Source organism: Geodermatophilus obscurus DSM 43160 (assembly GCF_000025345.1).
Lineage (GTDB): Bacteria > Actinomycetota > Actinomycetes > Mycobacteriales > Geodermatophilaceae > Geodermatophilus > Geodermatophilus obscurus.
Window position 1 is genome coordinate 1,558,508 of record NC_013757.1, and the last position, 19,991, is coordinate 1,578,498.

A 19,991-nucleotide genomic window follows, 5' to 3' on the forward strand; every position below is an offset into this window, starting at 1 on the left:
GACCCCCTGAGGTGCGCCGGAGTCGCCCGAGGGGGACCAGTTCTCGGATGACAACACCCGCTCTGCCGAGGGCAAGGCAGCCATAGCCCAGAACAGCAGGGCGTTAATCGAATCATCGAACTGTCGAGTCATCTGGTCAGGGGTACCGGCTCCAGCCCCGTGCGCGCCACTCGCCAAGGTACGGGCGCTCCGCGCCGGTGTGTTGCCGGACCCAGGCGTGCATGGCGAGGACCGGCTCGTGCGCGAGCCGTACGAGCTGGAGCTGCTGCTGCGCGTCTTCGAGGACGTCGGCGCGCAGCACCTGCTGACCAGCGAGGGCGTGCTGCACGCCCGCATCCGCGCCAGCATCGCCGCCGAGGAGATCCGCAAGAGGAAGGCCCGGCACAAGCGAAAGCAGGAGGACATCGCCAAGGACGGTCGGTGGGGCAGCGGGTTCCGCCCGTTCGGGTACTCCGTCGAGCACCGGCCGGGCGACCGGAAAGCGTCCAACTTCGGGCACGTCCTGGTGATCAAGGAGGCGAAGGCGGCGCTGCTGTGCAACGCCGCGCGCCGGATCATCGAATCGGGAGCGTCGGCCGAGAGCATCGCGCAAGAGTGGAACGCCGACGGGGTGACCACGGTGACCGGCCGCCGCTGGCGGGGGAAGAGCCTGCGCCGGATCATCACCGCGCCCAGCATCGCCGGTCGGCGGGTGCACCACGGCGAGGAGGTGGCCGCGCTGCGGGCTGAAGCTGCCGCCCTGACCCGCCGTCTGGATCAGGCGCGGGACCGGCTGGACCGTGGCGTGCTTGATGAGGAGGACTACGTCGCGACCAAGTGGACCATCCGAGCCGAGCAGGGCGTCGTCCAACGCAAGATCACCAGCGCCGCCCGGACCTCCCAGCTGGTCCAGCTGGCGTCTGCGGCGGATCCGGTGGCCGCCTGGCGGGGGCTGGACCTGGCGGCGAGGCGGGCGGTGATCGACGCTTTGGCGACCGTCACTCTGCTTCCCGGACGCTTCGGGAAATTCGATCCCGGCACCGTTCGAATCGAATGGCGCGTGTAGAAGTCGATCGTTACGCGGCGGTTGCCCCGCCCTGTGTACGCATGTAAAGTACACACCAGCACGCGTCCCGGACTTGCGGAGTCGACAATCTGTCCTCCCAGCCGACAGGCGAGCTTCCGCCGAGGGCGGATCGGAATCAGGAATCCCTGTGCCGATCCATGCCCTTCGGAGGTTCCTGTTGTCCGCGTCCACCTTCCAGCCGATTCACGCCGTCCTGCGCTCGCAGGGCAGAAGCATGGCCGCCGTCGCGCGGCTACTCGGCGTTGACTACCTGACGTTTCGGTCCGCGTGCTACGGGCTGTCGCGCCCTAGCGAGATCATCAGGGAGCGAACCCCTGCGCTGTTGGGGGTCGAGCTGGAGCGACTGTTCACCGAGGACAAGCTGGCCGAACCGAAGCGGTCCGAGGCGGTGGCTACCCGATGACCGCCGAAGAGGTCCGAGCTGTTGCTGCGCAGATCGCGGCGACGGCTCCAAAATTGACGCCCGCCCAAGCGGACCGGGTTCGCACGCTGTTGCGGGGCCCCAGGTGAGCGCGCCGGTGCTCGACGTCGAGGGGTCGATCCTCAGGTATCAAGATCACCTAGAGTCGCTGGTCGCCCTCTGCGCGCCGTGCCACGGGCGAATCGACACCCTCACCCGCACCGGCCGGTGCAAGCGGGACGAGGCGGAGAACTTCCTGCTCGACGTCATCGACCGCCACGGGCAGCTGCTGCTGGACAGGCGGGTGTTCGCCGCCGCCGACGCCGCCGGTATCGAGCGGTGGTCGCTGGTCGACACGCGCAAGCGGTGGAGCATCCGCACCCGGAAGTTCCACGGGGCCGACGGCCGCGCCGGATCGGTGTCGAACTGGCTCGTGCCCGAGCACCAAGTGCCCGCCCCAGACACAGAACGGGCGAGGTCTCGTGAAGGGCTACTCAAACGCGACCTCGGCCATTCCGACCTGTTTTCCGAACCGCCGAGCGAACTCGACTGTTGCCGTCCCTCGCCGAGAAGAAGGACGTGATGACAGTACCGCGTAACTCGAAAGTGCTGCACTCGGGTGACCTGCTGAACGTGCGGTTCCCGGTGCCGACGGCACACGACGGCTACCTCCATAACGCCCTCTTCTACGCGGCGTGTGGTCTGCGGGTGATCCCCGTCCGGCCGGGCACGAAGGCGTCGCACTCCGGTCTGCTTGGCACGGGGTGGTCGCTGGAGGAGAAGGCCAGCAACGACCCGGAACAGATCACGAAGTGGTGGACCGACGAGCCGTTCGCCAACATCGGGATACCGCAAGGTCGGATCAATCAGACCGGCGTCATCGACCACGATCGCAAGCACGGCGAGCGCCCTCGGCTGCAGCTCGCCGCGCACCTGCGCACCGTGGGGGTCGAGGTGTCGCGCGGGATCGTGGTCCGCACCCCGTTCGGCGAGCACGAGTGGTACCTACTGCCGCGCGGTGGCCAGTCGGGGACGACGTGCCACCCCTACGTCCCTGGTGTGGATCTACAGCTCGACGGGACGTACGTGCTCGCTCCACCGAGTCAGGTCCGACCGTCGCTGTACGCGACCGCGTCCATAGACCCGAAGGACGGCAAGCCCTCGCGCAACCGGAAGGTCCGGGACCGTGAGCGGGCCGAGACGGACGCGGTCTGGCTGCCCTACCTCTTCACGAAGCCGACGACGCCGGTGTGGATGGACACGCCCCAGACGACGCGGACGGACGGCGGTGTGACGTTCGCCGAGATGTTCGGCAACGACCCGCCCGCGCTGTCCGCCGACGACCTCTGGCGGCCGACGGTGGCTGACTTCCTCGGCGCTCTGGGTGGTGCTGTGCTGCCTCGCGCGCTGCTCGCCGACTCACTCACCCGGCCAGGAGCGGGATCGGCCAGCAGGGACCCGTTCGCAGCGCGGACGGCGGTGCCGGTGGAGGTCTACCTGCAGACCGGGATTCCGGTCGAGATGAATCAAGACGATGAACTCTTCCGGGTGGCCGCAAGCTGCGCCGGTCGCGGTCTGACGTGGGAAGCGACGTTCGAGGTGCTGCGCACCATCGCCGACCGCACGCCGCTCAAGATCGCCGACTACCCGTGGGACGACGGCGACCTGGAGAACAAGGCGCAGCGCGCCGTGTACGGCAAGGCCGCCCGCGACAAGAGGGACGCCGAGCGCGAAGCGGCCGAGGTCGCCCGACTGACCGAGATAGCGAAGGGCTGGACGTTGTGACCGCGACCGAACCGGACATCCGGGCCGTGCTGGCGCAAATCTCTGCGGGCATCGAGGCGACCGCCGACGAGGACGAGATTGAGGACGTGCCGCCACCGAAGTGGCCGGGCGGCATCTTGCAGCTGCAATCGTCCGAGACGGTCCGGCTGCGACCTCCCCCGACGTACCTCGTGCTGGACGCGCTGCCACGGGGGGTGGTGTTCCAGCTGGTCGGCCCCACCGACTCGTTCAAGAGCTTCGTGGGCCTGGACCTCGCGCTGTCGGTGGCCAACGGGATTCCGTGGATGGGTCACGGCTGCACGCAGCGCGGGCGGGTAGTCTACATCGCCAGCGAGGGCAGCGCCGACCTCGGCGTGAGGATCGACGCGTGGCTCGCCGCCCACCCGGACGAGGACGACGAGGATCTTGCCTGGTCGCTGGAGGTGGGGCTTAACCTGCTGGACGACGCCGTCGTCGCGGCCATCGTGGATAACCTCGCCGACGCCAACGTCGATCTCGTCATCTTCGACACGCAGCAGGACCACATGATCGGCGGGGACGAGAACTCCGCCAAGGACATCAACCGGCTGGTGGACGCGCTGCGGAAGATTCAGCGGGCCACCGGAGCCGTGGTCGGCATCGTCCATCACACGGGGTGGGACGACAGCCGCGAGCGCGGCTCGTCGGCGCAGCGCGGCAAGTTCGACGTGGTGCTACCGGTGGTCCGGCGGACGATCGCGTGCGTCAAGAACAAGTACGGGCCCCGCATGGAGAAGCTGCGCTTCCACATGGAGCCGCACGAGGCGTCGATCGTGCCGGTGCTGGACGTCGTGCCGCCCACGCTGTCCGACCTGCACACGGAGGTCGTGGCCGACCCGATCAAGGCGCTGCAGGACGTCGCGTACGACCTGGTGCTGAACAAGCCGGACTTCTACAACCGGTCGAGCCTGGCCAAAGCGACCGGCGGGAGGTTCGTCGTGGCGGGCCAGGCAGTCAAGGAGATGGTCTACCCGCCACCGGGCGGTGAGGTCCAGCTCGTCGAGGTGAAGGTGCCCGACGTGGACAAGAGCGGGAAGCCGTACCAGGCCACCCGGTTGCGCGTGCGCGATGACTACGACCTGAAGCGGTGACCGAACTATGTCAGGACATAGGCAAGTTCTCCGTGGGAAACCTGCGGGGTCCAACGTTCCCAGGCGTACGGACAGGAAAGGTGCTGGGAAACCTGCACCGGGAAACCTGGCCACGGGGAAGAGAAACCGCAGGTGAGGGTCGCAATCCCAGGTTTCCCGGAGCGGGAAACTCGCGGGAAACCCGCACCCCACCTTTCCCGCTTTCCCTCTCCCCTCTCTCTAGGAGAGGGAAGGCGGGAGAGGTGCCGACAGCGTCACAGTCTCGAAGGGACGAACCGATGACCACCGTACCCACGTGGAGCGACAGCGAAGAGACCGAGGAGGCACCGCCCAAGCTGCGCGCCACCCGGAAGAAGAAGCGGACCCCGCCCTGCAAGGGCGGCAAGCGCGATGACGAGGAGATCGACACGTGCGGCTTGACCGCACTCGCGTGGCGCGCGGCCCGCTACCGCGAGACGGCCGGGCTCGCCGTGGCAGGGATGACCGAGCGCCAGACGGTGCGGGCGTCGGTCCGGGCCGGAATGGCCGACGACGAGGTGCGCGAGGTCGCCCGAAGGGTGTTTGAGGTCTACCGGGAGCGGTGAGCGCGCCCCTGGTCGAGCTGTCGGCACTGCTCGGCGTCGAGGTGGACGAAGTGGTGTCGGAGTTCGTCGTTCGAGGCGGCCGGTACGGCGGCGTGCATCCGAACAGCTGGCGGCTGCACCTGGCGCGTGAGGACCGATGGACGCCAACGGTCCACAGCGAACGCTTTCGAAGCATTTACTGGCTTAACACGCACACCGCGTGGTGGGGACGACCGAGCGCCCTGCCGGACCTCACCAAGCGGGACGGTCGAACCGCGCTCCGACTGATGCACGAGCACCTGGAGAGGACGACACCGTGACCCAGCTGTCAAAGTACAAAGCAGCGACCGAACGGCTCTGCGTCCGCCTGGCTCAGGAGGGGGTGGCGCGCGTAATGACGGAGGCCGTCGTGCCGCACGCGGAGTGGACGCTGCACCGGTCACCGGATGATCCGGTGCCCGGTTGCGGCCACCAGACCGCGCGCCAGGTGTTCGACTGGCTCCGCGCCGATGATCTCCGCGTGCGGTGCACCGACTGCACGAAACGCCACCACGGATTGGAGGAGGGTGACCGGCACTGGGACACCCGGTTGCTCAAATGCTGGGTGTGCGGGGACCCGGACGGCATCGCGCCGGTGCTGCCCCGTATCCACCTGGCGTGGCCGGTGCCCGCCGACGGCGGGGTGATCCTGCGCGGTGTCAAGACGGTGGAGGCGCGCCGATCGGCTGGCTGTGTCCCCGCCACGACGGCGCGGTGAAGGACCCCATCGTGCGGGTCAAGCAATGGAGGGGTGGCAACGGTGGGTCGTAGGGACGGGACGAGCCCGCGCATGAGCCGAGGTGCCAAGCGCCGGATCCGGCGGCGGCTGGCCGACACGCAGGCGCTCAGGACGCGGCGAAGGCGGGGCGGAAGCGGCGGACGTGACACTCCCGGTCTATCTGATCGAGGACCGGGAGGACCGGGCCGCCGCTTCCTGGAGGCCACCGTCGCCGCCGGGCTCAACGTGCTGGTTGCGGGTGACACGCAGGTCCGCAACGCGACCAATCGGTAAGACGCCCATGAACCGAGGGCAACGTACTGGGGCCCGAGAGCCAGCCTCGGGCGGGATCGGCAGATCGTCCCTTAGAGTGAAGCATGGCGCGGCCCAGGGTTTTCATCAGCTCAACCTTCTACGACCTGAAGCATATTCGGGCCTCGCTGGATATATTCGTCCGCTCTCTTGGCTTTGACACCGTCCTGTCGGAAAAGGGCGACATCGCTTACACGCCTGATAGGCCACTGGACGAGTCATGCTATCGAGAGGTTGAGTCCTGTGACGTTTTTGTGATGATTATCGGCGGCCGATATGGGTCACCTGCGAGTGAAGGCCGGGCACGAGCAGTCGAGCCGCTCGGCGATGGCGAGGACACCGAGGCACTAACTCGCTACGAGTCAATCACGAAGTCCGAATACCAGCGCGCGGTGGACAGGGATATCCCGATATATGTCCTGGTCGAGAAGGCTGTGCATGCCGAGTACAGAACATTTAGGCTCAACCGCGAGAATCCAAAAATCCACTATGCACACGTCGATTCTCCGCAGGTATTTCATCTCATAGAAGACATTCTTGGGCGTCCTCGAAATAATCCTATGCAGACGTTCGAAAGATTCACTGAGATTGAGGATTGGTTGCGGGAGCAATGGGCGGGGTATTTCCGCGACCTTCTTCAGCGGTCCACACAACAACAACAGCTTCGCGCTTTGAGTGAGCAAGTAGCCGAGATGCGGGAGTTGAATGAAACGCTTAGGCGGTATATGGAGGTCGTCATGCAAAGTGTCGCGAAGGATAAATCGGAGACGCTCATTGATTCCGAGCGCAAGCGCCTAGCGGACACCCGCTTGCTTCGCGAGGCAAGCCAGAACGAAATTGTGCAACTGCTGAACAAGACCTTCCATCTCGACGACGAATTCATCATCAAGGCGTTGCAGAATGCGTCAACCTACAGGGAGTTTGTTGAGAACCTGGGGTCAAGGACGCCTCGGGCTACTATTGGTGTCCTGAAAGGCGCACCGAATACCTTTATAGAAGCGCTGAATGAGGTGCGAGCACTATTCGATTTACCTCCCTTTGCTACCCTCGACGACGCCACGGAAAACTCGCAGGGACAGCGGTCGCGGTCCAGAAAAACAAGGGAATAGACAGTGGCCGAGGCATCAGATGCTGTGCTGGCATACTGGAGTGAGCATCGACAGCAACTGCGTCAGTCAGAACAGCAACGTAGCACCCTAACCAATTATGTCCTGATCATCGCCTCAGCCCTCGGCGGGTTCACAGTGCAGCAAAATTACAGCGGACGGACGTTGCCACTTTCCGTTCTTGTCGTCCTGATTGGCCTCTACGGCTCTCTAACTTCGATGAAGTATCACGAGCGATCCGTTTACCATCTACAGCAGGCCCGAGCTTTGACCGCTTCGCTACGCCAAAATGGGGTGCTTCCCGACCTAGGGTCGGAGTTGGAGCAGGCTCGTCTGCGCCATTATGTCGCGTTTCCGAGAATGCACCGACTTCGCCTGCATGCGTTGTGGACGGCGCTTCACGCCGGTGTCGCTCTGTTCGGGATCCTCCTCGTTGCTCTTACAGTCGTGAATATGGCGAGTATCTGATTGGCCTTGCTATCCAGCCCGCAGGGCATTGTAGGTAGAGATAGCGGCGTCGGTCAGAGTGACCCGCATGCCTGGCGTCCCAGGGGTCTGTGGGGCGCGGGATCGCCCCCTTGACTTGAGAATGCAACGTAACTCGGAGCCGTCTGGCCTCGTCCGTTCGCCTTTGTTCCTCCTCGGCGTCGTCCCCATAGGTGCTGGTGTAAATCTGTGAGAGTCCGCCAAGGGCACGAAGTTGGCGCGCCGCGCACCCCCTGACTCCCCCTGCCTGAGCAGTCACCCCATACGCCTCCCGACCCTGAGGCTGCTCAGGACGGCCTCCGCTCTGGCCGTTCACTTCCTCACTCCTGAAGTAGTGCACAGGGCCGCTCAGCCGGTTGGTTGCCCACGCTAAGGGGTCGGCCCTACAGCCCGGCACCGCGCAACGGGTTGTCACTCCAGCGGTCGACCGCGCGGATGTAGCCGAGCACGACCGGCGACGTCGGGCCCAGCGACCGTGTGCGGCGATGGCAGACACCGGCGCACCAGTTCGATAGGCGACCGTCGCGCCACCGGCCGCAGGTTGTGCGAGGACGGCCATCGGCGGTCGCCACCACGGGCGGTGGCACTCCCTCCTCGTTGAGCCATTCAGCGATGGCGGTCGTGGTCGCGCCACCCTGGCGCAGCTCCGTGATGCGGTCGGCCACGTCGTCGGGGAGGACGCGCGGAGTGCCGATGCGAACCTTTTATGCTTTGGCGGCGGCCAGGCCGTCACGGGTTCGCTGCGAGATTGTCTCCCGCTCAAGCTCGGCGGCGGCGAGCAGGCCGTCTACGAAGAGCACGTCGCCTCGGAGACCGAAAGCACGGCGGTGTAGGCGAGAGGATCGGACACGCCCACGACCTCGGTTTGGGGCATCCTCGAGAAGACGTCCCTCCTACCGGGGGTCCTGCGCCGTCTCCCCTCATGTGCTCCGCGTCAGCGTGCGTGTTGATCATGTGGTCCGGCCTTGCCGGGGAGACCTTGACCGCTCACTCAGGCTCGGCCACATACATCGTGTTCCCGTCGAGGTCCCAGAACTCGAACATCAACGGTGCTGTGGGCCAATCGAGGAGGTCGCCGACCCTCAGTCCGAGGTCGACGAGGCGGGCATGCGCCGCACGGGCATTGGGGGTGATGAAGCGGATGCCGGTGTCGATGCCGGTGGGCAGTGCGTCGGTGGCTGCGATCACGCTCAGCGTGGTGCCTCCACCAGGTGGAGCCATGCCGATCCAGCGAAAGTCGACATTGACGTCCCCGTCGAACCGTGTCTCGAAACCGAGCTCCTCGAAGAGCCGCTTCGTGGCGTCCTGATCCGACACGGGGATGGCGACCGTCGAGATCCTCGTGAGCGTGGCTGTCTGTGTGGTCATGGTAGGTAGACGAGCGGGGAGCGCAGGGCTCATCGGAGCCACTTCGTTTCGGCCGCCATCATCTACGCGCATCGAGGGTCACTGCCCGTGGGCGTCGGTCAGCCAGACCGCCGAGGACGTCGCTGCCCTCGTGCAGATACCGGTAGGCCGTCGAGCGGCCGATCCGGTGGTCGCAGGCCAGCCGGGTCCCGTTGAGGAACCAGCGCAGCATCAGCACCGCCTGCCGGTAGCAGCCCAGCGCCCGCCGCCGACCTCGGGTTCCCGGCGACGGCGCTCGGCGGCCAGGAGGCCCGACACGATCTGCACCGTCTCCTCATCAACCGGGAGCACGGCGGTGTAGCTGACAGGATCAGATACAGCAGGACCTCAGGTGGGAAGACGATCTGTGAGAGGACGTCCCGCCTACCGAGGTCGTGCGTCGTCTCCGGTCATCCGGCCGCCGTCGGCGTGTCCCGCCTGACCTACCAACCCTCGGCTACTGGGAAAGGCTCAGTGACCGGAGAGCCGTCGTCCTTGGCCGCAGGCGCTATTTCGTGGTCCTCGTCCAGCCCTCCGGCCCGGTTCGCCGTCGGCGTCCTCGTCCACTCAACATCGAGGTCTGTATCGCCTGGCCTCAAGATCAACTTCTCTATTAGAGGTGCCCCAAGCATCTGAAAAATCTTGCGCGCCCACTTCGGATGTCGTGCCCGTTCACCCATGCACGCTTTTCGGAAGATGTCGTCACGGCATCTCACCGCTCAGAATCGCTCTCAGCTTGCCTCTGCCGGGCGTTCATAGAGTCCCCCGCCCAATCGCCTTGCCTCGTTTTTTGCGAAGCTCCCAGAGGCGCTGAGGGCGAAGTGTCAGAGCTGGTCGCCCAGCGCCATTCGTCGGTGCGCGTCCCTCGCTCTCTCATCGGCGGTGGACGCGGCGTACCGGCGCAGCATCTGAGGTGACCGCCAGCCCATGAGGCGCATCAGGTCCGTCTCCGACCCACCGTTGGCTCCCCACCGGTGCGCAGCGGTGTGCCGGAACTGGTGGGCGTGCAGGTTCGCGATGCCGATTTGCCTGCCGCGCCGACGCAGCATGAGGGTCACGCCGCTGTAGCCGAGCACGCCCCGGTCCTTCTCCGCCAGCCACAGCTCCGGCCGGGACGCGTGGGCGCTCCGCTCCCGCACTCGGAGGTACCGGCCCATCGCCTGGGCGGTGCGGGCACCGAACGGCACCACCCGGATCCTCGACCCTTTGCCCAGCACGCGGATGGACTGGTCGGTGAGGTCCACGTCCTCAAACTTCAGTCCGGACAGCTCGCCTAGACGGCACCCGGTGTCGGTGAACAGCCGGATCAAGGCATTGTCTCGACGGCCTGTGAACGTCTTGCCACAGCACGTAGCCAAAAGTTGACGAAGCTGTTCTTCCGTCAGCACCGGCACCGGTGTCTCTGGTGCGGTGGGTGCGCGCATGCCCGCCATCGGGGACTTCTCGATCTCCTCCTCGCGTACCATCCACCCGAAGAACTGCTGCAGCGCCCGGTACACGAGGTTCCGCGTGCCCGGACTCCAGGTCTCGCTCATGTCTGCCAGGAACGCCATCACGTCCTGCCTGCGGATCCGGGTGGGGCCACCCCGCTGCATGTCCACGCACCACGCGCCCAGTCTGTTCACCGCCCGCAGGTACACCCTCTGGGTGTTCACGGACTTCCCCTCGGCGCGCATGGAGATGGCGAAGTCGCGCCGGAGTGCTGCCCATTCCTGTTCCATGGCGCGGACTGTTACCTGCTCACTGGCCACCGTCAACCGCCAGCGCGCTGCGCTCGGCTAGTCGAAACCGCAGGTCAGACCCACACTGCGCGCCCGGCAGGGATCGAACCTGCGACCAAGTGCTTAGAAGGCACCTGCTCTATCCGCTGAGCTACGGGCGCTCGCGCTCCGATCATCGCACCCGTTGCGGCACCCCACCGGAGCCCGGGGCGAGCCCACGTGTCCGCCGGGGTCGCTCGGGGGAGAGGACGATGCCGGTGCATCACCCCTTCGGGGGCTGCGGCGGACGACGCCTGCTGTCGATGAGACGGCGGGGGCCTTCGAGCCCGACGGCTCGAGAGGAAGGGACGAGATGCGCGCCCGCAGGTCGCGAGTGGTCACGGTGGCAGTGGGGGTCGCCCTGCTCGTCGGCGCGCAGGTCGGGGGAAGCGACCGCGGCGCCGTCCCGCCCGCCGAAGCAGCCACCGGGCCAACGCTGCGGTGGTGGCTCACGACGGGCCCCGGGGAGGCCCTCCTCTCTCCGCAGCGGACGACGGCCTTCGGCAGGGACCGCACCGGCACCGGAGCGGTCACGGTCGGGGAGGAGCCGGGACAGGAGGTCGTGGGTGTGGGGGCCGCGCTGACCGAGTCCTCCGCCGTCCTGCTGGGCGGGCTTCCCCCCGCGGCACGCCACGAGACGCTGCGGCAGCTGTTCGACCCAGCGACCGGCGCCGGGATCAGCGTGCTCCGCGTGCCGCTGGGCGCCAGCGACTTCGCCCTCGACGACCACACCTACGACGACGTCCCGCCGGGCGAGACCGACGAGGACCTGAGTTCGTTCTCCATCGACCCGGCGCGGCGTTACGTGCTCCCCGTGCTGTCCGAAGCGCTCGCCGTCAACCCGGCCGTCCGGGTCGTCCTCACGCCGTGGAGTGCGCCGGCGTGGATGAAGACCTCGGGGACGACGCACGGCGGGCGGCTCGGCCCGGTGCGCGAGGACGTCTACGCCGACTACCTCGTGCGCGCGGTCGCGGACCTCCGCGCCGCCGGCGCGCCGGTGGTGGCACTGACTCTGGCCAACGAGCCCGGACACGAGGACGCCGGCTACCCGAGCATGCTGGTGGACGCTGGGCAGCAGGAGCGCCTGGCGATCGCCGTCCGCGCCCGGCTGGACGGAGCCGGGCTCGGCGACGTCGACGTCCTGGCCCACGACCACAACTGGGACGACACGGCCACACCGGTGTCCCTGCTCACCGGTCCGGCGGCCGATGCGTACGCCGGAGCGGCCTTCCACTGCTACGGCGGGGACGTCTCCGCGCAGTCGGCCGTGGCGGCCGCCGTACCGTCCACCCGGATCTGGACCACCGAGTGCTCGGGTGGGACCTGGTCGACGTCCTGGAGCGGGGACCTCCGGTGGGGAGCCCGGCACGTCCTGATCGGCGGCTTCCGGAACTCCTCGGCGGCGGTCCTGTGGTGGAACCTCGCGCTCGACCCGGACGGCGGGCCCACCAACGGTGGCTGCACGAACTGCCGCGGCGTCCTCACCGTCGACCCCGCGACCGGCAGCGTGACCCCGTCGGTGGAGTACTGGCTGCTGTCCCACGCCGGCCGCTTCGTCCCCCGCGGGTCGGTGCGGCTGCCCACGCCCGAGCGCACCGCAGCCGGGGTCGAGTCGGTCGCCTTCCGCACCCCGTCCGGTGGGCACGTCCTGCTCCTGCTCAACGACGCCGGCGAGGCGCGGCGGGTCCCCGTCCGCTGGGCCGGCCGGTCCGCCGTCCTGGAGGTGCCTGCGGGCGGCCTGGTGACCGCGACCTGGTGACGCCTCAGCCCTCGACGACCGTCCGCAGGTCGGCGACGAGCGGCGCGAGGGCGGCCGGTGGAACGCCCTGCTGCAGCGCCTCCTCGATCCGGCGGGCGATCTCCGACCCCGCGGGGCGCCCGTAGCTGCCGAGGGACCCGGCCAGGTTGTGCGCCACCCGCAGCGCCTCCTCCCGCGGCACGCCGGGGTCCCCCTCGGCGTGAGCCCGCAGCAGCTCCACCCGCTGGTCGACCAGAGGGCGGAACCGCTCCCACAACCTGGCGACGGCGTCGCTCACGACGCGCTCTTCTCCGAGGCCGCGGGCGCCGCTCGGGGCGTCACCTTCCACTCCCGCTCGCCGGAGAACTCCTTGAGCTGCGCCACCCGCGCGATGACGTTCTTGAACTCCGTGTAGAAGAACGACGACACCACGAGGTAGCGCAGGAACCACCACCGCTGCCGCCGGATCTCCGGGACGGCCAGCTTACGGGCGAAGAAGGCCTGGCCCGGGCCGACCGAGGCGGTGAACAGGGTGGTGAGCACGAACAGCGGCACCAGCCAGTCCAGCCGGCCCAGACCGCCGTCCCGCCAGGCCAGGAAGGCGATGATCGGGATCATCTGCAGCGAGATCCACGGGTAGACCTCCCGCCAGCCGAGCAGGAAGCTCATGCCGAGCTTCTGCCGCAGTGACAGCGCCGGCGAGCGCCAGGCCAGCGGCAGGTGCTTCATCGACACCTGGAACCACCCCTGCGCCCAGCGCATCCGCTGGTTCCACACCGCCTTCAGCGTGGTGGGCCCGAGTTCCCGGGACACCAGGTGCGGGTCCGAGGCGATCCGTCCCCCGGCTTCGACGACCCTCAGGCTCGAGTCGATGTCCTCGGTGAGCATCGAGCCGTGCATGCGGATGCGGCGCAGCAGGTCGGTGCGCCAGTAGCCGTTGGACCCGCCGAAGATGCCGAACCGGTGCAGCCGGGCGCGGCCCGGGTGGCTCACCGCGTAGATCGACTCGAACTCGACGGCGATGGTGCGTGCCATCCAGGACGCGTCGCCGTTGCGGATCACGCAGTGGCCCTGGACGACGTCGTAGCCGTGCGACAGCCACCGCCACGCCCGCCGGTAGGAGCCCGGGTCGGGGTGGTGGTCGGCGTCGAAGACACCGACGAACTCCCCGGTCACCTCGGCCAGCGCCGCGTTCACGTTCTGGGCCTTGGAGGTCGAGTCGAGCACCTTGAACGGGACCAGGCGCGGGTCCTTTCGGGCCAGGTCGGCCAGCGTCTCCTCGACCGGGAGGGGCCGCGGGGTGTTGTAGGCGAGGATGACCTGCAGCTCACCGGGATAGTCCAGCCGCAGGAACGACTCGACGGTCTCCACCACCGTCGCGGCCTCGTTGGGCAGGTAGGCGGCGATGACCGCGGACGCGCGCGGGTAGGGGGCCGCGGGTTCCTCGGGCGGCTGGTCGGGACGGAGCGCCAGTAACCCCTCGGCCCAGATCGAGGCCGCGGTCACCACCAGCGCCACGACCACGATCGGGTAGGTCACGCCGCTGATGTCCACCCCCACCGCGTGGAGACCCAGGTGGACGAAGAAGGGCAGGACGACGCCGAGGACGAGGGTGAGCACCACCTGCAGCGGCGTCCGCAGCCGCGCCCGCAGCCGGGGTCCGGCGCGGTGGCGGCCTCTTTCGCTCCGGGCGGTGGCCTCGAGGTCCGGAGTCCAGCGGACCGGCCGCAGGTCCAGGTGCGACCAGGCCGCGTCGGCGGCCAGCGCGGCCCGGTCCAGCAGCACCTGAGCGGGTTCCGGGCCGAGCGCGGTCCACCCGATCACCGGGGTGACCTGCACCCGGTCCCCCGCGACGGTCAGCCGATCCCCGGCCATGCGCGCGGAGAGCTCGTCGAGGCGGGCGCGGGTCGCGTCCTCGTCGGTCTCGGGCATGAGGACGACGAACCGTCCCGCGGAGTCCCGGCCGACCTGCTCGAGCGGTCCGGCGTCCGGAGCCAGCCGCGCGGTGACCTGCAGCGCCAGCTCGTCATCGCCCCGGGGGCCGAACCGCGAGCGGAGCATCCCGCGCTCGGCGACGTCCAGGACCGCCACCGCGGCCGGGCGGCCGGTGCGCCGTCCGCGCACCGCCTCCCGGTCGATCTCCTCGAGGACCCGTGCCGGGCTGAGCAGCCCGGTGCGCACGTCGTGCACCAGCTCGTCCACGGGAACGGGCGGGCGGGCGACCTTGGCGAGCACCCGGCCCACCAGTTCGTCGAGGTCGAACGGCTTGCGGACGTAGTCATCCGCACCGAGCCGGAGGCCGGTCAGGACGTCGTCCCGCTGGGATCGGGAGCTGAGGAACACCAGCGGGACCCGGCGGGTCGCAGGCTCGGCGCGCAGCCGGCTCACCAGCGCGAACCCGTCCATGCCGGGCATGTTCACGTCCGAGACCACGACGTCCGGCACGGCCTCGGCCAGGCGATCGAGGGCCTCGTGGCCGTCGGCAGCCGTCACCACGGTGAGCCCGGCGGACTCCAGGCCCGCCCTCACCAGCTCGGCCACCATCTCGTCGTCGTCGACGACGAGCGCCGTACGCCCCGTTCCGGCGGGCGAGGTCACGAGGACCACCCCAGGGCTTGGTCCACCTGCTGCGGGAGGGTCATCGGGTCGAAGGGCTTGGACAGGACCGTGACGACGTCGAGTTCGAGCAGCTGGGTGAGCTGTGCCTCCTGCACGCTCGCGGTGAGGAAGAGGACCGGCACGGTGGCCCCGACGCGTCCCGACCGCAGGGCCGCCAGAGTCGCCGGACCGTCCATGCCGGGCATCTGCACGTCGAGCAGCACGGCGTCAGGCCGAACCTCCTCGACCAGCGCTGCAGCGGCGGCCCCGGAGTCGGCCACCACGACGTGGTGGCCACCGACGAGTTCGAGCCCGAGCCGCGCCAGCTCGCGGATGTCGGGTTCGTCGTCGACCACGAGGATCGTCCTGCTCACCCCCCATCACCTCCCGTCGTCTCGCGGGCGGCGGGGAGCACCACGGTGAAGGTGCTGCCCTTGCCGGGCTCGCTGGTCAACTCGATCCGTCCGCCGCTCCGGTCGACGATGCCGCGGGCGATGGGCAGGCCGAGGCCGGTCCCGGTCCGGGCGCCGCCGGGCTCGTGGACCTGGCGGAACCGCTCGAAGACCGCTGCGTGCTGGTCCTCCGGGATGCCGGGACCGCGGTCGCGCACCGCCAGGCACACCTCGTCCCCGGCCCGGGACACGGACACGGTCACCGGGCACCCGGGGCTGCTGAACTTGATGGCGTTGCCGACGAGGTTGGTCAGCACCTGGTTCATGCGGTGCGGATCGACGCGGACGACGGTCGCGCCGCCGCCGCACGGCTTGACGCTGAGCTCGACACCGGCCACAGCGGCCGCCGGCTGCAGCGAGCCCACCACCTGGGCGGCGAGCTCGTCGGCGTCGGTCTCCACGGGGCGCAGGGGCATGCGCCCGGCCTCGAGGCGGTCGAGGTCGAGGATGTCGTCGACGAGCTCACCGAGCCGCTCGGCGTTGCGGCGCGCCATGTCCAGCAGTGGTTGCTGGGCGGCGGGCACCGGACCCATGACGCCGTTGGTCAGCAGCGACAGACTGCCCTTGATCGAGGTCAGCGGGGTGCGCAGCTCGTGGCTCACCACGCTGATGAACTCGTCCTTCAGGCGTTCCACCTCGGTGCGCTGGCTGATGTCCCGGAACGTGGTGACGGCACCGTGCACCTCGTCCCCCGAGACGATCGGGGCGACACTCATCTCGATCGGCACAGGCCGGCCGTCGCGCCGCCAGAACAGGTCGGTGTGCACCACCACGAACTGGGACTCGGTGATGGCCCGGTGGGTCGGGCACTCGTCCTGCGGGAAGGGACTGCCGTCCGGCCGGGTGTGGTGGGCCACCGCATGCAGCGACTTGCCGACCAGGTCCGACTCCCGGCACCCGAGGATCCGAGTGGCGGCCGGGTTGGCGAAGACGACGACGCCGGCGTGGTCACTGCCCACGATCCCGTCCCCGGCCGAGGCCAGGATCATCGAGGTGAGCCGCTCCTGCCGGCGCAGCTCGGCCTCGGCGTCCTCGCGCGGGCTGAGGTCCCGGGCCAGCACCAGCCACCGATCGTCGCCGGCGTCCTCGAGCGGGCTCACGGAGACCTCGAGCGGGAAGCGGTGGCCGTCGGCGGACCGGCCGGTCACCTCGGCCCGGGTCACGCCGGTGCGATCGCCCCTGCGTCGACGGGCGAAGGGCGGGCTGTCCGGTGACAGGCCCGGCAGCAGTGTGTCGAGGGGGACACGCCGCCCGTGCGGCAGGCCGAAGAGCCGCTCGGCCACCGCGTTCGTGGCCCGGGCCGCACCCGCCTCGTCGACCAGGAACACGCCCTCGGGGACCGCGTCGACCAGCCGCTGCAGCCGGTGCTCGCGGTCATGCAGCTCCGCGACCAGGTGATTCAGCGCAGTGTTGTTGAGTTCCGCCTCGGCCCAGGCGGCGAGCTCGGCGAGCAGCGCCCGCTGGTCGTCGCTGAGTTCACGGGGCTCTGTGTCCAGCACGCAGAGCGTCCCGACCGGCGTTCCGCCTGCGGAGAGCGGCTCGCCGGCGTAGAAGCGCACGTGGGGGTCCTCGACGACGAAGGCGTTCGTGCGGAACGGCTCGTCCTCGGTGAGGTCGTTGACCTCCAGCCGGACACCGGACTGCACGGGGTACCGGCAGATGCTGTCCGACAGCGGAGTGCGCTGGACGGCGAGCCCGTGTCCGGCCTTGGTCCACTGGTGGTCGTCCGCGACGAGGTTGACCATCGCGAAGGGGACGTCCAGCAGGCGCGCGGCGAGCCGGGTGATCCGGTCGAAGCGCTCCTCGTGGGGCGTGCCCAGCACACCCAGCTCCTCGAGGACTCGCCGGCGATCGGCTGCCCGAGTCGTGTCGGAGGGGTCGGTGTCCGCGCGCGGCGGCGTCACCGAAAGGAGGCTACCGGCGTGTCGCCGACACCACATCTCGTCGGCGGTGCGTGGGGGTGGCGGTCTGCATCCACAGCCAGGCAGTCCGTCCACACATCGGCCGGCGCCCTGGGGACGACGTCCCGCGCGGCGCAGGGTCGGGACACACCGGCACCGCGCCGGTCCCCGCCGGCCTCGGCGGACAACCCCTGAGGAGCACCGTGAACGACACCCACGTCACCGTCGTCGGCAACGTCGTCGACTCACCCCGCCGCGTCAGCCTGGAGAACGGCGCGGTCACCAACTTCCGCCTGGCCTCCACCGCGCGCCGGTTCGACCCCCAGACCCAGCAGTTCGTCGACGCCGGCACCTTCTGGGTCGACGTCGAGTGCTGGAACGACCTGTCCGGCAACGTCTCCGGCAGCGTCAGCAAGGGTGATCCGGTCATCGTCCAGGGCACCCTGACCACGCACAGCTGGGAGGGCGAGAACGGGAAGCGCAGCACGCCGCGGATCCGCGCCGCCGTCGTCGGCCACAACCTGGCCCGCGGCATCGGGGTGTTCAAGCGGAGCCGGCCGGCCCGCCCCGCCGAGCCGGTGCCGGCCCCGGCGCAGCCGGGGCACGAGGAGTTGGTGCGCGGCCGGGACTACGAGGACGGTCCCGAGACGTTGCACTCCGTGGACACCGCCGACCTCGCCACGGAGCCCGCGCACGGCTGAGCGCCCGGGCTGGGAGGATCGGAGGGGAGAACGCACGGGGGCGGGCCGGCAGTCGGCCGGCCCGCCCGCCACTCGCGAACCGACGGAAGGCCTCGAAGCCCAGTGGCTCAGTACATCTACACGATGGTGCGTACGCGCAAGGCGCACGGCGACAAGGTGATCCTGGACGACGTCACCCTGTCGTTCCTGCCCGGCGCCAAGATCGGCGTCGTCGGCCCGAACGGCGCCGGCAAGTCGACCGTCCTCCAGATCATGGCCGGCATGCAGCAGCCCTCCAACGGCGACGTCATGCTGGCGCCGGGTGCCTCGGTCGGCATCCTGCTGCAGGAGCCGCCGCTGAACGAGGAGCTCGACGTCCGCGGCAACGTGGAGGAGGCCGTCAAGCCGCTCCGCGACGCGCTGACCCGCTTCGAGGAGGTCAGCGCGGCGATGGGCGAGCCCGACGCCGACTTCGACACGCTGCTGGCCGAGCAGGGCGAGCTCATGGAGGTCATCGAGCAGCACGACGGCTGGGAGCTCGACGCGCGCATCGAGCAGGCCATGGACGCGCTGCGCTGCCCGCCCGGCGACGCCGACGTCACGGTGCTGTCCGGCGGTGAGCGCCGCCGCGTCGCGCTGTGCAAGCTGCTGCTCGAGGCGCCGGACCTGCTGCTGCTCGACGAGCCCACCAACCACCTCGACGCGGAGAGCGTCGCCTGGCTGGAGCAGCACCTGGAGAAGTACGCCGGCACCGTCGTGGCCGTCACCCACGACCGGTACTTCCTCGACAACGTCGCCCAGTGGATCCTCGAGCTCGACCGCGGCCGGGCCTACCCCTACGAGGGCAACTACTCCACCTACCTGGAGACCAAGGCCGCCCGCCTCAAGGTCGAGGGCGCCAAGGACGCCAAGCGGCAGAAGCGGCTGGCCGAGGAGCTCGAGTGGGTGCGGTCGGGCGCCAAGGCCCGCCAGGCCAAGAGCAAGGCCCGCCTGCAGCGCTACGAGGAGATGGCTGCCGAGGCCGAGAAGTACCGCAAGCTGGACTTCGAGGAGATCCAGATCCCGCCGGGCCCGCGGCTGGGCAACGTGGTCGTCGAGACCAGCGACCTCACCAAGGGCTTCGGCGACCGCGTGCTGATCGACGACCTGTCCTTCACGCTGCCCCGCAACGGCATCGTCGGCGTCGTCGGCCCCAACGGTGCCGGCAAGACCACGCTGTTCAAGATGCTGGTCGGCGAGGAGAAGCCGGACGACGGCGAGATCAAGGTCGGTGAGACGGTCAAGGTCTCCTACGTCGAGCAGAGCCGCGCCGGGATCGACCCCAAGAAGACGCTGTGGCACGTCGTCTCCGACGGCCTCGACCACATCAAGGTCGGCAACGTGGAGATGCCCTCGCGGGCCTACGTCGCCGCGTTCGGGTTCAAGGGCCCGGACCAGCAGAAGCCGGCCGGCGTGCTGTCCGGCGGTGAGCGCAACCGCCTCAACCTCGCCCTGACCCTCAAGCAGGGCGGCAACCTGCTGCTGCTCGACGAGCCGACCAACGACCTGGACGTCGAGACGCTGACCAGCTTGGAGTCCGCGCTGCTGGAGTTCCCGGGCTGCGCCGTCGTGGTCAGCCACGACCGCTGGTTCCTCGACCGCGTGGCGACGCACATCCTCGCCTACGAGGGCGATTCCAGGTGGTTCTGGTTCGAGGGCAACTTCGCCGACTACGAGAAGAACAAGGTCGAGCGGCTCGGTCCGGAGGCGGCCCGGCCGCACCGTGCCACCTACCGGAAGCTCGCGCGCGACTGAGGAAGGACCCCGCTGCCCCCACCCCCCGCAAGCTCGGGCCGGGGGCAGCGGGGCCGTTCCAGCACGTCACTGACGGCCGGCGGAGCACCCGCTCCGCC

At 69.1% G+C, this 19,991-nt stretch carries 20 protein-coding genes, 1 tRNA gene and 2 pseudogenes; 13 read left to right on the top strand and 10 right to left on the bottom strand.

Going from position 1 to position 19,991, the window contains the following annotated elements; translation table 11 throughout:
• Positions 1-238: 238 nt before the first annotated feature.
• The 10 genes from GOBS_RS07400 (at position 239) to GOBS_RS26095 (ending at position 7,566) form a co-directional block, all read left to right on the top strand.
• Complete coding sequence (locus GOBS_RS07400) at positions 239-1,045, top strand: recombinase family protein (RefSeq protein ID WP_041241387.1); 807 nt, start codon at positions 239-241, stop codon at positions 1,043-1,045.
• Positions 1,046-1,223: 178 nt separating this feature from the next.
• Positions 1,224-1,469, top strand: coding sequence for a hypothetical protein (locus GOBS_RS07405; RefSeq protein WP_166487323.1), 246 nt, complete (start codon positions 1,224-1,226; stop codon positions 1,467-1,469).
• 115 nt (positions 1,470-1,584) lie between these two features.
• On the top strand, positions 1,585-2,049 hold the full coding sequence (locus GOBS_RS07410) for a hypothetical protein (RefSeq protein WP_012947673.1): 465 nt from the start codon (positions 1,585-1,587) through the stop codon (positions 2,047-2,049).
• Complete coding sequence (locus GOBS_RS07415) at positions 2,019-3,251, top strand: bifunctional DNA primase/polymerase (RefSeq protein ID WP_166487324.1); 1,233 nt, start codon at positions 2,019-2,021, stop codon at positions 3,249-3,251. The genes GOBS_RS07410 and GOBS_RS07415 overlap by 31 nt, the downstream gene beginning before the upstream one ends.
• Complete coding sequence (locus tag GOBS_RS07420; protein WP_012947675.1) at positions 3,248-4,360, top strand: AAA family ATPase; 1,113 nt, start codon at positions 3,248-3,250, stop codon at positions 4,358-4,360. The genes GOBS_RS07415 and GOBS_RS07420 overlap by 4 nt, the downstream gene beginning before the upstream one ends.
• A gap of 278 nt (positions 4,361-4,638) precedes the next feature.
• Positions 4,639-4,944: a hypothetical protein gene (locus GOBS_RS07425; RefSeq protein WP_012947676.1), complete on the top strand. Its 306-nt coding sequence runs from the start codon at positions 4,639-4,641 to the stop codon at positions 4,942-4,944.
• The gene (locus tag GOBS_RS07430; protein ID WP_012947677.1) at positions 4,941-5,243 is read left to right on the top strand and encodes a hypothetical protein; all 303 of its coding nucleotides are present in this window, start codon (positions 4,941-4,943) and stop codon (positions 5,241-5,243) included. Before GOBS_RS07425 ends, GOBS_RS07430 begins: the two co-directional genes overlap by 4 nt.
• The gene (locus GOBS_RS07435) at positions 5,240-5,680 is read left to right on the top strand and encodes a hypothetical protein (protein WP_012947678.1); all 441 of its coding nucleotides are present in this window, start codon (positions 5,240-5,242) and stop codon (positions 5,678-5,680) included. Before GOBS_RS07430 ends, GOBS_RS07435 begins: the two co-directional genes overlap by 4 nt.
• 377 nt (positions 5,681-6,057) lie before the next feature.
• Positions 6,058-7,101, top strand: a complete 1,044-nt coding sequence (locus GOBS_RS26090; RefSeq protein WP_012947679.1) for a DUF4062 domain-containing protein — start codon at positions 6,058-6,060, stop codon at positions 7,099-7,101.
• Positions 7,102-7,104: 3 nt separating this feature from the next.
• The gene (locus GOBS_RS26095) at positions 7,105-7,566 is read left to right on the top strand and encodes a hypothetical protein (RefSeq protein ID WP_081448828.1); all 462 of its coding nucleotides are present in this window, start codon (positions 7,105-7,107) and stop codon (positions 7,564-7,566) included.
• A 401-nt stretch (positions 7,567-7,967) separates the two neighbouring features.
• Here GOBS_RS26095 and GOBS_RS27230 read toward each other — a convergent pair whose 3' ends face one another.
• The 6 genes and pseudogenes from GOBS_RS27230 to GOBS_RS07460 all read right to left on the bottom strand — a co-directional run bounded on the left by GOBS_RS27230 (position 7,968) and on the right by GOBS_RS07460 (position 10,852).
• Positions 7,968-8,249: a hypothetical protein gene (locus GOBS_RS27230; protein ID WP_166487325.1), complete on the bottom strand. Its 282-nt coding sequence runs from the start codon at positions 8,247-8,249 to the stop codon at positions 7,968-7,970.
• Positions 8,250-8,321: 72 nt separating this feature from the next.
• A pseudogene (locus tag GOBS_RS27235) lies at positions 8,322-8,458 on the bottom strand (IS5/IS1182 family transposase); the annotation flags it as partial.
• A gap of 113 nt (positions 8,459-8,571) precedes the next feature.
• A complete protein-coding gene (locus GOBS_RS07445) occupies positions 8,572-8,952 on the bottom strand; it encodes a VOC family protein (protein WP_012947680.1) in 381 nt (126 codons plus the stop codon).
• 100 nt (positions 8,953-9,052) lie between these two features.
• Positions 9,053-9,282 (bottom strand): annotated as a pseudogene (locus tag GOBS_RS27240) (IS5/IS1182 family transposase); the annotation flags it as partial.
• Between the two features lie 512 nt (positions 9,283-9,794).
• Entirely contained in the window at positions 9,795-10,691 is an 897-nt protein-coding gene (locus tag GOBS_RS07455; RefSeq protein ID WP_166487326.1) for a tyrosine-type recombinase/integrase, read from the bottom strand.
• 88 nt (positions 10,692-10,779) lie between these two features.
• Positions 10,780-10,852: transfer RNA gene (locus GOBS_RS07460), tRNA-Arg, on the bottom strand.
• A gap of 191 nt (positions 10,853-11,043) precedes the next feature.
• Between GOBS_RS07460 and GOBS_RS07465 the strand changes: the two genes are divergently transcribed.
• Positions 11,044-12,489, top strand: a complete 1,446-nt coding sequence (locus GOBS_RS07465) for a glycoside hydrolase family 30 protein (protein ID WP_012947682.1) — start codon at positions 11,044-11,046, stop codon at positions 12,487-12,489.
• Positions 12,490-12,493: 4 nt separating this feature from the next.
• On the opposite strand, the gene GOBS_RS07470 is transcribed toward GOBS_RS07465, so the two are convergent.
• Genes GOBS_RS07470 through GOBS_RS25290 form a run of 4 tightly spaced genes read right to left on the bottom strand, consistent with a single transcriptional unit; the run spans position 12,494 to position 17,341 of the window.
• A complete protein-coding gene (locus GOBS_RS07470; protein WP_012947683.1) occupies positions 12,494-12,766 on the bottom strand; it encodes an Hpt domain-containing protein in 273 nt (90 codons plus the stop codon).
• Positions 12,763-15,066, bottom strand: a complete 2,304-nt coding sequence (locus GOBS_RS07475; RefSeq protein WP_012947684.1) for a response regulator — start codon at positions 15,064-15,066, stop codon at positions 12,763-12,765. Before GOBS_RS07475 ends, GOBS_RS07470 begins: the two co-directional genes overlap by 4 nt.
• Entirely contained in the window at positions 15,063-15,440 is a 378-nt protein-coding gene (locus tag GOBS_RS07480) for a response regulator (protein ID WP_012947685.1), read from the bottom strand. The genes GOBS_RS07475 and GOBS_RS07480 overlap by 4 nt, the downstream gene beginning before the upstream one ends.
• A complete protein-coding gene (locus GOBS_RS25290; protein ID WP_012947686.1) occupies positions 15,437-17,341 on the bottom strand; it encodes a sensor histidine kinase in 1,905 nt (634 codons plus the stop codon). Before GOBS_RS25290 ends, GOBS_RS07480 begins: the two co-directional genes overlap by 4 nt.
• 281 nt (positions 17,342-17,622) lie before the next feature.
• Between GOBS_RS25290 and GOBS_RS07490 the strand changes: the two genes are divergently transcribed.
• Both GOBS_RS07490 and ettA read left to right on the top strand, forming a co-directional pair.
• Positions 17,623-18,120, top strand: a complete 498-nt coding sequence (locus tag GOBS_RS07490; RefSeq protein ID WP_012947687.1) for a single-stranded DNA-binding protein — start codon at positions 17,623-17,625, stop codon at positions 18,118-18,120.
• A gap of 102 nt (positions 18,121-18,222) precedes the next feature.
• Complete coding sequence (gene ettA, locus GOBS_RS07495) at positions 18,223-19,893, top strand: energy-dependent translational throttle protein EttA (protein WP_012947688.1); 1,671 nt, start codon at positions 18,223-18,225, stop codon at positions 19,891-19,893.
• Positions 19,894-19,991: the final 98 nt, after the last annotated feature.

Excerpts from the sequence above, each read along its gene's own strand:
- GOBS_RS07425 (WP_012947676.1), top strand. The coding sequence starts at position 4,639 with ATGACCACCGTACCCACGTGGAGCGACAGCGAAGAGACCGAGGAGGCA.
- GOBS_RS26090 (WP_012947679.1), top strand. The coding sequence starts at position 6,058 with ATGGCGCGGCCCAGGGTTTTCATCAGCTCAACCTTCTACGACCTGAAG.
- GOBS_RS07465 (WP_012947682.1), top strand. The coding sequence starts at position 11,044 with ATGCGCGCCCGCAGGTCGCGAGTGGTCACGGTGGCAGTGGGGGTCGCC.
- GOBS_RS07445 (WP_012947680.1), bottom strand. The coding sequence starts at position 8,952 with ATGACCACACAGACAGCCACGCTCACGAGGATCTCGACGGTCGCCATC.
- GOBS_RS07455 (WP_166487326.1), bottom strand. The coding sequence starts at position 10,691 with ATGGAACAGGAATGGGCAGCACTCCGGCGCGACTTCGCCATCTCCATG.